This window comes from Shewanella oneidensis MR-1 (genome assembly GCF_000146165.2).
Lineage (GTDB): Bacteria > Pseudomonadota > Gammaproteobacteria > Enterobacterales > Shewanellaceae > Shewanella > Shewanella oneidensis.
In genome coordinates this window covers 3,255,968-3,269,451 of record NC_004347.2, presented here as the reverse complement: position 1 = coordinate 3,269,451, position 13,484 = coordinate 3,255,968, and the positions used below count along the sequence as shown (strand labels likewise).

The window sequence follows — 13,484 nt, the reverse complement described above, 5'->3', positions numbered from 1 at the left end:
AAAGACGGCTATTCGTCGGCGTTAATATATTGCTTGCGGTCTAAATCGTATTTACGCATCTTGTCATACAAGGTTTTACGCGGCAGTTCGAGTTGTTCCATGGTCAGCTTAATGCTGCCCTTATTATGGCTTAGCGCCTCTTCAATCAGCACTCGCTCAAAAAACTCGACCCGTTGTAGCAAGGACATACTGGTATGCAAACTGGGCGCATTGCCTAAGGTGCCCGCAAAAGCGGCTTCGCCGCCGAGTAGCACATAACGCTCGGCAAGGTTTCTAAGTTCGCGCACATTGCCAGGCCAATCGTGGGAGGTGAGAATGGCATTCTGCTCGGCATTCAGGGCAATTAACGCCTTGTGATAACGCGCCGAGGCCATACGGGCAAAATGTAAGAATAATAAGGGAATATCTTCGCGGCGATCCCTAAGTGGAGGGATGGGCACTGTGACCAAATTTAAGCGATAGAGTAAATCTTGACGAAATTGTCCGGTATCACACAGGGACTTTAAATCTACCTTAGTGGCGGCGATCACTCGAATATCCAAGTGAATACTTTTATTGGAGCCTAGGCGCTCGACTTTACGATCTTCCAATACTCGCAGTAATTTAACCTGTAACGACAGCGGCGTACTTTCAATTTCATCTAAAAATAGGGTGCCGCCATTGGCATATTCAAACTTACCGATACGTAGCTTATCGACGCCAGTAAACGCGCCCGCTTCGGCACCAAATAACTCGCTCTCAATCAAGTTTTCAGGAATGGCACCGCAGTTAATGGCGACGAAGTTGGCTTGGTTGCGATTGCTGTGGTCGTGTAAGTAGCGGGCGACTAATTCTTTACCTGTGCCGGTTTCACCTTCGATTAGCACATCGGCTGGTGTGTCGATCACTTGGTCGATAATATGGCGCATACGTTGAATACCAACACTGTGGCCTAATATCCGCGGCCCCGGCACATTATGGCTTTCTAACTCTTTCTTTAACTTACGGTTCTCGAGGGTAAGGCTGCGTTTATCTAGGGCGCGTTTTACCACATCTAACATATGTTCGTTGTTAAAGGGTTTTTCGAGAAAGTCGTAGGCGCCTTGCTTTAGGGCATTGACTGCCATGGCGATATCGCCAAAGCCGGTAAGTAGTACGACAGGTAAATCGGCATCTTGCTCACGGATCTGCTGCATCAGACTGATGCCATCAAGTTGTGGCATATTGACATCAGAAATCACCACCCCAGCCCAGTCTCTGTCGAGTAGTTTGGCAATGCCTTTGGGATCTGTGGCTGCGAAGGCTTTAATACCTTCCAGTTCAAAAAGTTGGACTAGGACTGTGCCTATATGGGGCTCATCGTCGATGATGAGTACGCTATAGTCTTGAATTGAATTGGGCACACTCATAATGACTGGCGTTCCTCGGCTAAATAAATTGGTAAAATAATCTGGAAAATGGCGCCACCGTCTTCTGCATTGGCGACGTTAATCTGACCCTGCATCGACTCGATAATGCGTTGGGAGATGGATAAACCTAGGCCTAAGCCAGTGCGCTCGCTGGTAGTGAAATAAGGCTCGAATATTTTCTCCATTTGGCTTTCGCGCACGCCAGGGCCTGAATCCTGATACAGAACTTGTCTTGGCAGTTTACCCTAATACTCAGCTTACGTATTACCGATTGCTGCATGGCGACAATGGCGTTGCTCATAATATTGACAAACACTTGCTGCAATCGCACCTTGTCGCCCCAGACCTGATATTGTCCTTCGGGCAAAAGCACATCGAGCTCAACCCCTTGTTTGTCGATTTCGGGTTGGACTATGGTTAGTGCTTGTTTGATGCAGCCCTTAAGATCGGTCGCGCTATCCGTGCCTTGGCTCTTACGAGTAAAGCTTTTAAATTGGCCAACAATATCGGCTAAGCGGTCGGTTAGCTCGATAATAATCTTCAAATTATCCAATGCCTTATCTTGCATATTGCGGGCAAGGAAGGTTTGGGTATTTTGCGCGTAGCTGCGAAGGGCCGCCAAGGGCTGGTTAAGCTCGTGGTTGATGCTGGCGGATAAACTACCGATGACGGTTAATTTGGCAGCTTGGATCAATTCATCTTGGGTATCTTTTAGGCGGTCATTGGCTTGCTGCAGATCGTAAGTTCGTTCCTCAACTCGTTGCTCCAGCAAACTTTGGGCTAATTGCATGCGCTGCAAGTTACGGCGCCGCTCACTGCTAAAGAGCAAACCTAAGGCTAGCAGCAAGTAGATTGATGCCGATAACAGCATGAGGGCAGGCATTGACTCGTGAAGCGGTTTCAGTGGCGCAAGAATATGCACCCGCCAACCGGCTTTGGTCATCAAATGATGGGTATCCATATATTGCGCCTGACTGTTGCCTTCGCGGATGTGATAGATATGACCGCTGCTGGTGCTATCGTCTTGATATTGTGGTTTTATTATAAGTTCGCCAATGGGGCGCTCAGCGTAACGTTTTGAGGCATTTAAGGCATATTGTTTGGCTTGGGTTAGCGGTGTCAGTGAGGTTAAACGCCATTCATCCACACTGGAAATAAACACAATATCGTCGGGATCGCTGATTAAAAATTGGTATTGGCCTGCCATCGCTATACTGGTGCTTTGCTGCTCAATATCGGCGATATCCACTTTCACAATAATGGCGCCCAGAATGCCTTTTCCACCTTGCTGATAAATGGGATAAGAAAAGTAAAAGCCGCGTTTATCCGAGCTGGTGCCCACCGCATAGTAGCGACCTAAATTGCCTGAAATTGCATCGGTGTAATAGGGTCTAAAAGAGTAGTCTTTGCCGATAAATGAAAAAGGCTGTTGCCAGTTGCTGGCTGCAATCGCAATTCCTAGCGCATCAATTAGGTAAATATCAGAAGCCTCGGTGACATGCTGAATTTCTTCTAAATAGAGGTTGAGCTCTTGTACCTTTTGCGGATTTTGTTGGTCGTTGAGCACATTGGCAAGCATAGGATTGGTAGAGAGCACATGGGGAATACTCTCATACCGCGACAGGGCACCATCTAAAAAGCTCACTAGTTCTTTGAGTTGTTTCTCTGATTGTTGTTGGATGTCGATTTTGCCCTGATAAAAATGCACCCAGTAAGTTAATTTTAAGATGGCAAATAAACCTGCAAGTAGCACTATGGTCATAAACAGACGTTGTTTGGCTTTTGGCGTCATGGGCAACATAGCAGGCGATCCTGATCCACACTGAATAAAACAAAGCGAGCCTGAGTAGGCTCGCTTAAAAACTATCTAGAATCAAGGAATAATCTTTATTCCTGAAGATTAATATCCGTTGAGCTTGTCCAGTAATTCTGGCAAGAACAGGGAAATTTGTGGTACATAGGTGATCAACATCAAGAAGGCGAGCATAAATACTAGCCATGGCAATACCGACTGGATCACCCAACCAATATTACGGCCAGTAATACCTGAGGTCACAAATAGATTGAGTCCTACCGGCGGCGTGAGCATACCGATTTCCATGTTGACCACCATAATGATACCTAAGTGAATAGGGTCAATGCCCAATTGTGTGGCAATGGGGAATAGGATAGGTGCCATAATCAATACGATGGCAGATGGTTCCATAAAGTTACCGGCGGCTAACAGCAGTAAGTTAACAATGATTAAGAAGCCCCAAGCCGGTAGGCCCATGCCCACAATGTACTCGGCAATAATATGTGGAATACGTTCAGTGGTGAGCACGTGTGCAAACAACATGGCGTTGGCAATAATAAACAGCAGCATTATGCTGACCTTGGCACCATCACGCACTACATGGCGGATCTCTTTGTCGATAGGGGTTTTAATCAGCCCAAGCACCATATGACCTAAGTTACGAGCGATAGCGCTTGGAATGGCTTCATTAGGGTTACGCCATGCGACATTTTTCAATGGACCAATATCACGATAGCCAAATACCGCAATAAAGTATGCGTACACACAGGCAACGGCCGAGGCTTCTGTTGGGCTAGCCACGCCACCGTAAATTGATCCTAAGACGATGAAAATGAGTGCTAAACCGCCAATGGCTTTGGCACTGGATACCCCTAATTTTTTAAAGCCTGGGAAGGGGATAGAGGGGAGATTTTTAATTCTCGCGACAATGTAGATCACGACCATGATTAAAAATCCCAGCAGTAAACCGGGAACTAAACCCGCCATAAATATTTTAGCAACTGAAACCTCGGTGGCTGCGGCATAAACCAGCATCACAATCGAGGGGGGGATTAGAATACCGAGGGTGCCGGAGGTTGTGATCACGCCAGAGGCAAATTTTTCGGGGTAACCAGCTTTTACCATGCCGACAATCACGATAGAACCAATGGCAGCGACGGTCGCGGGGGAAGAACCTGACACGGCGGCAAAGAGCATACAGGCCATTACCGATGCCATGGCTAAGCCACCACGAATATGGCCAACGCAATCCATCGCAAAATCGATGATCCGTCTGGCTACGCCGCCGGTAGATAAAAAGGCCGATGACAAAATAAAGAAGGGGATCGCCAGCAGCGTATAATGCTCAGACGATGACTCATAAAGTTTTAATGCCACAGAAGCAAGTGAATCATTGGAGAAAAATAAAATGGTCAGCATGCTGGAAAAGCCTAATGCTATCGCGATGGGCATACCTAAAAACATGCAAATGAATAAGACGCAAAATAGTGTTGCAATGGCCATTATGGTAATTCCTTGTGGGCAGCGCCAGTAGTGTGCTGCGGGCCTTGAGACTGTATAGCGGTGTCATCGATTAAATGCATACTTTCTTTGGCTTCATCGGCAAAACTTAAACCAGTCACCTGGTTACGTAAAATGGCGACAAAAAGCTCTATAAAACGCCAAGTGAGCATACTAAAGCCAATCAAGAGGATACTCTGCGATATCCAAATGGGTACTGCGCCATCTTCTATATCAATTTTGAGTACATTCCAAGCCCAATCAGGATCCAGACGCGCCAACAGCCAAGCGGGGAAATGGATATCTTCCATTGGCACCCCGATTTGGTACATTTGTGACAGATAGGACCAACTACCTTTTAAAAACAGTATGCAGTAAGTCAAGCAAATCAAAGTGGTGATTAAGGAGGTGATTTTTTTGGCGTTAGGGGGGAGTTTTTTTACTAAGGCGTCCACCCCAATATGGGCACCAACCTTTACACCATAGGACATGCCAAATAACACAAACCAACCACACAGGGTTAAGGTGAGTTCTTGGATCCATAAAAAACCGGTATCGAAAAAAAAGCGGGCGACCACTTCGGTAAACACCAATAGTGTCATCAAGGTGATCAATAGGTTAAGTACACCTTCTTCAAAGTAACCAAAAATTCGCGCTATCACAGTTAGGCTCCCTATCTTCAATACCGCTCAACCTAAAATGAGGCTAAGCGGTTTATTTTTTTATTATTTATTTGCGGCAACAGCGGCTTCAATCACGTCTTTACCGACTTGATCTTCAAATTTCGACCACACTGGCTTCATCACATCAACCCACTGTTGACGCTCTGCGGGGCTGAGTGTAACTAACTGAGAGAGTTTTGAATCAAGAATAAGTTGCTTATCTTCATTATCCTTTTCAGCAGCAATTTTATTACCTAAAGCGATTGATTCATCTAACGCTTCTTTGATCACTTTGCGTTTATCGGCTGGTAAGCTTTTCCAGAAGGCGTCAGAGGTCACGACCATGTAGTCCAACACGCCGTGGTTACTTTCAGTAATATGGCTTTGCACTTCATAGAATTTTTGTGAGTAGGTGTTTGACCAGGTATTTTCTTGGCCATCGATCGCACGGGTTTGCAGTAGGGTGAATACTTCAGAGAAAGGTTTTTTCACCGGAATGGCACCAACAGCATCAAACTGTGCGGCTAATACGTCAGATGCCATTACGCGGAATTTTAAACCTTTAGCATCGGAAGGTTGCTTCAGTGGAGTGTTGGCTGTGAACTGCTTCATACCATTATGTAAATAGCCCAGACCCACAATCCCTTTGCGGCTCATTGAGTTGAGCAGTGCTTGACCTGCTTCGCCCTGTTGGAAACGGTTTACTGCATCCATGTCATTGAACAGGAAAGGTAAGTCGAAAACTTGTAAGCGTTTAGTGTAACGTTCAAATTTAGAGAGTGAAGGTGCAACAAATTGCACATCGTTTAACAGTAATGCCGCTAACTCGTTGTTATCCCCAAATAACTGAGAGTTAGGGAATACGCTGACGGTATATTCACCGGGTAAGCGTTGTTCGACTAATTCTTTAAATTTTAAGGCCATTTGACCTTTTGGCGTGTTTTCTGCCACTACGTGGGAGAATTTAATTTCGACCGGTGCTGCAAAAACGTTGAAGCTGGTAGCAAACACTGAGGCCAGTGCCAGCATCTTAGCAACGGTTTTTAATGGACGAGTGATACCCATCTGTTGATTCAATGTCATTTTTCAGTTCCTTTTTCTGTTGTTAGGATTTGTCCTCAGCCTTGGTTAGTTTGTTACCAAGTGTGAGTAGGAATACAGCCTTGATTTCCCTGAGGTCTGTCTTAATAAAGGCAAATACCACGCCAACTTACGACATGCTCTGTAAGTGTTTGGTTAATAAAGTGTAGTTGATTTGATGCTCGTCACACCTTGAGTTTTATGGGTGAGATCTCGCTCACATTTATTTTGGGTTTGGGTGGAAATCCACCCATAGCGAGCTGATGGCGTTAAGGGCTTGGTTTTAAGTTTGGTGTTTAACTGAGCAAAATACGTTGTTTTTAGATCAAAAGCGGTTTGAAAAAAGACTGTGACGTAAGGAAATAGGGGAGAAGGATGCGGAAAATGTTATGAGCGCTAACCATGGTCTTCGCCAATCCGCTTAAGAATTTCATCACTCGGGAGTAATTCCAAATGCCCTCGCTCATCGAAGTACCAGCCGGTAATAAAGCCCTTTTGGCGCATGCTCACGAGATTTTGCATCACTTCACGGGCTTCTCTCAGAGCGGTTTGCTCGTCACAGGCATGGGTATGTTTAAGATAAGCTGCAATATTGGTTAGGGATGCAGATTGACTGACACTGGCCATAGTACTGATCTCCAAATAGCCTAATACAATAAATCAGCGCGATTTTAGCGAGAAATAGGCAGGATTCTGTGTAACAGAGCCACTTAAGTACATGCTGATTTAGATCAAGCATAGTTGAGATGCAGTTAGGGTAAAGATTATGAGGTAAATATGGTGGTCGCTACTGGGATCGAACCAGTGACCCCCTCCTTGTAAGGGAGGTGCTCTCCCAGCTGAGCTAAGCGACCTGGGCATTATTGGATACTGTAGAATATGGTGGTCGCTACTGGGATCGAACCAGTGACCCCCTCCTTGTAAGGGAGGTGCTCTCCCGGCTGAGCTAAGCGACCGGAATTCTTACAATATACAATTTTTAATGTCATTCTCGAATGATATGGTGGTCGCTACTGGGATCGAACCAGTGACCCCCTCCTTGTAAGGGAGGTGCTCTCCCAGCTGAGCTAAGCGACCTGGGAATGACTACACAGTGAGGTTATATGGTGGTCGCTACTGGGATCGAACCAGTGACCCCCTCCTTGTAAGGGAGGTGCTCTCCCGGCTGAGCTAAGCGACCCGGGTATATAACAACGTTTAAACCATGATTAAATTTGAATTTAACACATGGTGGTCGCTACTGGGATCGAATCACTGACCCCCTCCTTGTAAGGGAGGTGCTCTCCCAGCTGAGCTAAGCGACCTCTGCTGTGTGGAGCCGTATTATAGGGAGGTTCGATCGGGTGTCAACGCTTTTTAATGAAAAAAGCATTGGTCGCGCTATTTTTGTTCGCATTGACTTAATGTTAATCACCACCTCATTCAAAGTGTTACTTTATTAGGCAATTTAAGATTGGGCCATTTAAGCAAGTTTTGTTTATCTGCCAATGGTGAATAGTGCAAAGGTCATAACAGCTAATCTTTCTAAGCTATTTTTACCAACGGGATGACGGATGTTTAAGTTGGTCATGGGGTATTGGTTCTAAGAGATTGATCGAAATCGCTACTTGGGTTTATTCAGCCTGCCACGTAGTCAATGCGCTCACTTGTTATAGTGACAGCTATGCCTACAATCGGCATCTCTATCTGAACTTGAGCAATGACTTTTAGGGTATCTGTAATACCTGCTGATATGTTCCATTTGCAGTGCTGACTTAGGCTGCTAGAATAAGCCCACTTTTTATCGTGATTGTCTTTATCTAGACGACTTTATATAGGTTAGTGTCCCACTATGACAACTAAGACGCGTTTTGCCCCAAGCCCAACAGGCTTTTTGCACGTGGGCGGTGCCCGTACTGCACTTTATTCTTGGTTACAAGCCCGTGCCAATAATGGTGAGTTTGTTTTACGTATTGAAGATACAGATATTGAGCGTTCTACTCAGGCCGCTTGTGATGCCATTTTAGAGGGCATGAACTGGTTAGGATTAACTTGGGATGAGGGTCCGTACTATCAAACTAAGCGTTTTGATCGTTATAACGAGATCATCGCGCAAATGTTAGAGCAGGGCACAGCTTATAAATGTTACTGCTCGCGTGAACGTATCGATGCTTTAAGAGAAGCACAAGCGGCAAATGGCGAAGCGCAAAAATACGATGGTTGCTGCCGTAACTTGCCCGCGCGTGACACTGATGAACCTTTTGTGGTGCGTTTTAAAAACCCTATCGGTGGTTCAGTGGTATTTGATGATCACGTCCGTGGCCGTATCGAATTCTCAAACGATGCACTAGATGACCTGATCATCGCCCGTACCGACGGCGTGCATACCTATAACTTCTGTGTAGTTGTAGACGATTGGGATATGGGGATTACCTGTGTGGTGCGTGGTGAAGACCATATTAACAACACGCCACGTCAAATCAACATTCTTAAAGCATTGGGCGCACCAATTCCTGAATATGCTCATGTGTCGATGATTTTAGGGGATGATGGTGCCAAGCTGTCTAAGCGTCACGGTGCAGTCAGTGTTATGCAGTACCGTGATGATGGTTATTTACCCGAAGCGTTACTCAACTATTTAGTGCGTTTAGGTTGGTCACACGGTGATCAAGAGGTTTTCTCTTTAGAGGAAATGAAGCAGTACTTTAAGTTAGATGACATTAACAAAGCACCTTCTGCCTTTAATACCGAAAAACTGGTTTGGTTAAACCAACACTATATTAAGACGCTCGATCCTGAATATGTGGCTTCCCACCTACAGTGGCATATGGACGATCAAAAGATTGATACCTCAAATGGTCCAGCCTTATCTGCGGTTGTCACTGCATTAGCTGAGCGCGCGAAGACTTTAAAAGAGTTAGCTGCTTCTAGCCGCTACTTCTATGAAGATTTTGCCGAGTTTGATGCTGAGCAGGCGAAAAAGCATTTGCGCGGTGTTGCGCTTGAGCCATTACAATTAGTGCAACAAAAGTTAGCGGCATTACCTGAGTGGACGGTTGAGGCTATTCATCAGGCGATTGAAGCTACTGCTGCAGAATTAGAAGTCGGTATGGGCAAAGTCGGTATGCCATTGCGTGTCGCTGTGACCGGAGCAGGGCAGTCTCCAGGCCTTGATATCACGTTATTTTTAATCGGAAGAGCCCGTTCTGAGCAAAGAATATCCAAAGCGATTGAATTTGTAGCAGATAGAATAAATTCCTAAAAAACGAGTTGACACATTTAGGTGTGCTGCATAGAATGCGCCTCGCAGTTGAGACACAGATGAGCGAATGCTTGTAGTGCACTTAAATGTAACTTGATAAGTTTGGGGGTATAGCTCAGCTGGGAGAGCGCTTGCATGGCATGCAAGAGGTCGACGGTTCGATCCCGTCTAGCTCCACCAAACTTACCGCAGATATTAAGCGGAATGGCATTAGTAATAATGCGAGTTAAATTAATATGTCCTTGTGTCCCCTTCGTCTAGAGGCCTAGGACACCGCCCTTTCACGGCGGTAACAGGGGTTCGAATCCCCTAGGGGATACCACTATGTTTTACGACATAGTGCTCCTACCAAATAGCTAACGAGTTGTCTGGTAAGAACAAATCTAAATTTCTGCGATATACTGAGTTTCAGTTTTGTCGAAAGAGTTTGGGGCTATAGCTCAGCTGGGAGAGCGCTTGCATGGCATGCAAGAGGTCGACGGTTCGATCCCGTCTAGCTCCACCAATTTCGCCATATTAAGCGAGAGCACTGTTAGTCATAATAGTTGTCAAATTAATATGTCCTTGTGTCCCCTTCGTCTAGAGGCCTAGGACACCGCCCTTTCACGGCGGTAACAGGGGTTCGAATCCCCTAGGGGATACCACTTTCATCCCAAATGACTAACGAGTTGTTTGAGATAAATAGCAAGACCTCAGTTATGAGGTAAAATATAAGTCCTTGTGTCCCCTTCGTCTAGAGGCCTAGGACACCGCCCTTTCACGGCGGTAACAGGGGTTCGAATCCCCTAGGGGATACCACTCTATCCCTAATAAGATAGAGTGCATCCCAAATGACTAACGAGTTGTTTGAGATAAATAGCAAGACCTCAGTTATGAGGAAAAACATAAGTCCTTGTGTCCCCTTCGTCTAGAGGCCTAGGACACCGCCCTTTCACGGCGGTAACAGGGGTTCGAATCCCCTAGGGGATACCACTCTATCCCTAATGAAGATAGAGTRCATCCCAAATRACTAACGAGTTGTTTGAGATAAATAGCAAGACCTCAGTTATGAGGAAAAACATAAGTCCTTGTGTCCCCTTCGTCTAGAGGCCTAGGACACCGCCCTTTCACGGCGGTAACAGGGGTTCGAATCCCCTAGGGGATACCACTCTATCCCTAATAAGATAGAGTGCATCCCAAATAACTAACGAGTTGTTTGAGATAAATAGCAAGACCTCAGTTATGAGGAAAAACATAAGTCCTTGTGTCCCCTTCGTCTAGAGGCCTAGGACACCGCCCTTTCACGGCGGTAACAGGGGTTCGAATCCCCTAGGGGATACCACCTCAACTAATGTTAATCGCTAATGTTAGTTGAACACAATAAACCACCTAAAGGTGGTTTTTTTGTATCTAAAAATATTTATCGTCCCACAAGCCACAAGCCACAAGCCACAAGGCAACTTTTATCGGTTTTCTCAGTTTGTAATGGGTATTTGACTTGCCTAATGCACATTGGAATAGCAGTCTTGAAATGGTGGTTCGCTGTTTGGATGCAAGGGGGAGTTTACAACGCTTACATCGCCAAACTAACAGCGTCAGCAAACCTTGGATACCTTATCTTGTGCCTGCTTATAAGATACGCCCACCGTTTCCACTTGGCGTGTAATCTCCAATTAAGAGGCGAGGGAATAATCGTCTTGTGTATTTAATGATTGAAGCCATTACACGCTTCCAAATGTGTTTGAAAAGTATCAACGTAATTTAGTGCGATATTGTTTAAAAAAAGGCGACTTAGTGTCGCCTTCAAAATCAAAGAGCTAAGTTACAATTCAGAACTATTCAACCCCTAAAAATCCGCCGGTTTGGTGAGCCCATAGCTGGGCATAAATACCGCCTGCGGCAATCAACTCCTGATGCGTACCTTGCTCGACGATACGACCTTGATCGAGCACGATTAATCTGTCCATTGCAGCAATAGTCGATAATCGATGGGCGATAGCAATCACCGTTTTGCCTTGCATTAATTCGTACAAGCTTTCTTGAATGGCGGCTTCCACTTCGGAGTCCAATGCTGAGGTGGCCTCATCAAGCAGTAAAATCGGGGCATTTTTTAATAGCACCCTGGCAATGGCTACACGCTGTCTCTGTCCGCCGGAGAGTTTTACCCCACGTTCCCCAACTTGAGCATCCAAACCATGATTGCCATTAGGATCAGTCAGTTCATTAATAAAATCATGTGCCTGTGCCTGTTTTATCGCATGTTCGAGTTGGATTTCACTTGCCCCAGGGTTACCGTAAAGAATATTCTCCCGAATGGTGCGATGGAGTAGGGAGGTATCCTGGGTGACCATACCAATCTGTGAACGTAGCGAATCCTGTTTGACCGCCTTAATGTCTTGTCCATCAATACAAATATGGCCTTTCTCAACATCGTAAAAGCGCATTAACAGATTGACTAGGGTGGATTTACCCGCGCCCGAGCGGCCGACAAGGCCGACCTTCTCACCCGCTTTGATATTGAGGTTGAGTTCGTCGATCACGCCAGCGTCTTCGCCATAATGAAAGCTCACCTGATTAAAATCGATCTGGCCTTGCTTCACGACTAAGGTATTTGCATCCGGCGAGTCTTGGATGAGTGTGGTCTTGGAAAGGGTGTTCATCCCGTCGGTAACCGTACCGATATTTTCAAATAATGAACTGATTTCCCACATGATCCACTGCGACATCCCATTAAGGCGCAGCGCTAAACTCACGGCAATTGCAATTGCACCGACCGAGATGGCATTGTCACTCCACAGCGCGATTGACACGGCGGCAATGCTGAAGGCGAGCATGTAGTTAATGATTTGTACACTGACGCTGATCCCCGTGACGAGGCGCATTTGGCGATAAACCGTATCGAGGAAACTGCGCATACTTGCTTTGGCGTAATCAGCTTCTTTATCCGTATGGGCAAAGAGCTTCACCGTGGTGATATTGGTGTAACTGTCGACAATCCGCCCTGTCATCGTCGAGCGGGCATCGGCCTGCTCGGTTGAAACCGTTTTAAGACGCGGCACAAAATACCATTGCAAGCCAATATAGAGCGCCAACCAAATCAACATTGGGATCACTAGACGCACATCGGCACTGGCCACCATGACCAGCATTGAGGTGAAGTACACGAGGATATACACCAATACATCGAGTAATTTCATCACGGTTTCACGCACCGCAAGTGAAGTTTGCATCACCTTAGTGGCAATACGGCCCGCAAAATCATTCTGATAGAAGGACACGCTTTGCTTGAGTAAATAACGGTGCGCAAGCCAGCGGATCGACATGGGATAATTGCCCAGTAAGGTTTGATGCATGATTAGCGCATGAAATAACACTAGCAATGGCATCACCACTAAGACCATAACGCCCATTAAGATCAGCGTTGAACCTTCATCTTGATAGAGCGTCTCTGGGCTTTTTTTCACTAACCAATCGACTAATTGTCCCATAAAGCCAAAGAGTGAAACTTCGAGCATGGCGATGAAAGCCGTTAACACTGACATCAAGATAAGTGGTAATTCATAACCCTTAGTGTAGTGTCGGCAAAATGCATAGACCCCCGTAGGAGGTTTAGTTGGTTCGCCATCCGGTAGGGCTTCCACCCAAGATTCAAATCGTTTAAACATGAATTGGCTCTTTATAGATTAAAAAAATTGAGGAAAAACGTTGATGAGTCTAGCAGGATCTTGAGCTTTAAAAGCACTTGCAATGATCCAGTTCCGTTTTCCGCGAGTGTGCTAGCATAGGGTGACTTAATCTAACCGACAAGTACAAAATGGTGAGTCAGCGAGTCGAGCATA

Annotated in this window: 7 protein-coding genes, 13 tRNA genes and 1 pseudogene; 9 read left to right on the top strand and 12 right to left on the bottom strand. The window is 45.8% G+C overall.

What is annotated here, in order from left to right:
* Positions 1-8 precede the first annotated feature (8 nt).
* The 11 genes and pseudogenes from SO_RS14620 to SO_RS14570 form a co-directional block, all read right to left on the bottom strand.
* Positions 9-1,388 (bottom strand): sigma-54-dependent transcriptional regulator, encoded by a 1,380-nt coding sequence (locus SO_RS14620; protein WP_011073030.1) that lies wholly within the window; start codon positions 1,386-1,388, stop codon positions 9-11.
* Positions 1,385-3,189, bottom strand: a pseudogene (locus tag SO_RS14615) (sensor histidine kinase). Before SO_RS14615 ends, SO_RS14620 begins: the two are co-directional and overlap by 4 nt.
* Before the next feature lie 99 nt (positions 3,190-3,288).
* Positions 3,289-4,686, bottom strand: a complete 1,398-nt coding sequence (locus SO_RS14610; protein ID WP_011073029.1) for a TRAP transporter large permease — start codon at positions 4,684-4,686, stop codon at positions 3,289-3,291.
* Positions 4,686-5,345 (bottom strand): TRAP transporter small permease, encoded by a 660-nt coding sequence (locus tag SO_RS14605; RefSeq protein ID WP_011073028.1) that lies wholly within the window; start codon positions 5,343-5,345, stop codon positions 4,686-4,688. The genes SO_RS14610 and SO_RS14605 overlap by 1 nt, the downstream gene beginning before the upstream one ends.
* A 63-nt stretch (positions 5,346-5,408) precedes the next feature.
* Positions 5,409-6,428 carry a TRAP transporter substrate-binding protein gene (locus SO_RS14600; RefSeq protein ID WP_011073027.1) on the bottom strand — a complete coding sequence of 340 codons (1,020 nt, stop codon included), beginning with the start codon at positions 6,426-6,428 and terminating at the stop codon, positions 5,409-5,411.
* Positions 6,429-6,821: 393 nt separating this feature from the next.
* A complete protein-coding gene (locus SO_RS14595; RefSeq protein ID WP_011073026.1) occupies positions 6,822-7,052 on the bottom strand; it encodes a hypothetical protein in 231 nt (76 codons plus the stop codon).
* Positions 7,053-7,203: 151 nt separating this feature from the next.
* Positions 7,204-7,279 (bottom strand) — tRNA-Val (locus SO_RS14590).
* Between the two features lie 26 nt (positions 7,280-7,305).
* Positions 7,306-7,381: transfer RNA gene (locus SO_RS14585), tRNA-Val, on the bottom strand.
* A gap of 45 nt (positions 7,382-7,426) precedes the next feature.
* A tRNA-Val gene (locus tag SO_RS14580) sits at positions 7,427-7,502 on the bottom strand.
* 27 nt (positions 7,503-7,529) lie between these two features.
* A tRNA-Val gene (locus SO_RS14575) sits at positions 7,530-7,605 on the bottom strand.
* Between the two features lie 48 nt (positions 7,606-7,653).
* A tRNA-Val gene (locus tag SO_RS14570) sits at positions 7,654-7,729 on the bottom strand.
* A gap of 527 nt (positions 7,730-8,256) precedes the next feature.
* Between SO_RS14570 and gltX the strand changes: the two genes are divergently transcribed.
* The 9 genes from gltX (at position 8,257) to SO_RS14525 (ending at position 10,987) form a co-directional block, all read left to right on the top strand.
* On the top strand, positions 8,257-9,666 hold the full coding sequence (gltX, locus tag SO_RS14565; RefSeq protein ID WP_011073025.1) for a glutamate--tRNA ligase: 1,410 nt from the start codon (positions 8,257-8,259) through the stop codon (positions 9,664-9,666).
* 104 nt (positions 9,667-9,770) lie between these two features.
* Positions 9,771-9,846 (top strand) — tRNA-Ala (locus tag SO_RS14560).
* Positions 9,847-9,912: 66 nt separating this feature from the next.
* Positions 9,913-9,988 (top strand) — tRNA-Glu (locus SO_RS14555).
* Positions 9,989-10,095: 107 nt separating this feature from the next.
* Positions 10,096-10,171 (top strand) — tRNA-Ala (locus tag SO_RS14550).
* Positions 10,172-10,234: 63 nt separating this feature from the next.
* Positions 10,235-10,310 (top strand) — tRNA-Glu (locus SO_RS14545).
* A gap of 78 nt (positions 10,311-10,388) precedes the next feature.
* Positions 10,389-10,464: transfer RNA gene (locus SO_RS14540), tRNA-Glu, on the top strand.
* Positions 10,465-10,562: 98 nt separating this feature from the next.
* Positions 10,563-10,638: transfer RNA gene (locus tag SO_RS14535), tRNA-Glu, on the top strand.
* 99 nt (positions 10,639-10,737) lie between these two features.
* A tRNA-Glu gene (locus SO_RS14530) sits at positions 10,738-10,813 on the top strand.
* A gap of 98 nt (positions 10,814-10,911) precedes the next feature.
* Positions 10,912-10,987: transfer RNA gene (locus SO_RS14525), tRNA-Glu, on the top strand.
* Positions 10,988-11,480: 493 nt separating this feature from the next.
* Here the strand turns inward: SO_RS14525 and SO_RS14520 are convergent.
* A complete protein-coding gene (locus SO_RS14520; protein ID WP_011073024.1) occupies positions 11,481-13,310 on the bottom strand; it encodes an ABC transporter ATP-binding protein in 1,830 nt (609 codons plus the stop codon).
* Positions 13,311-13,484 lie beyond the last annotated feature (174 nt).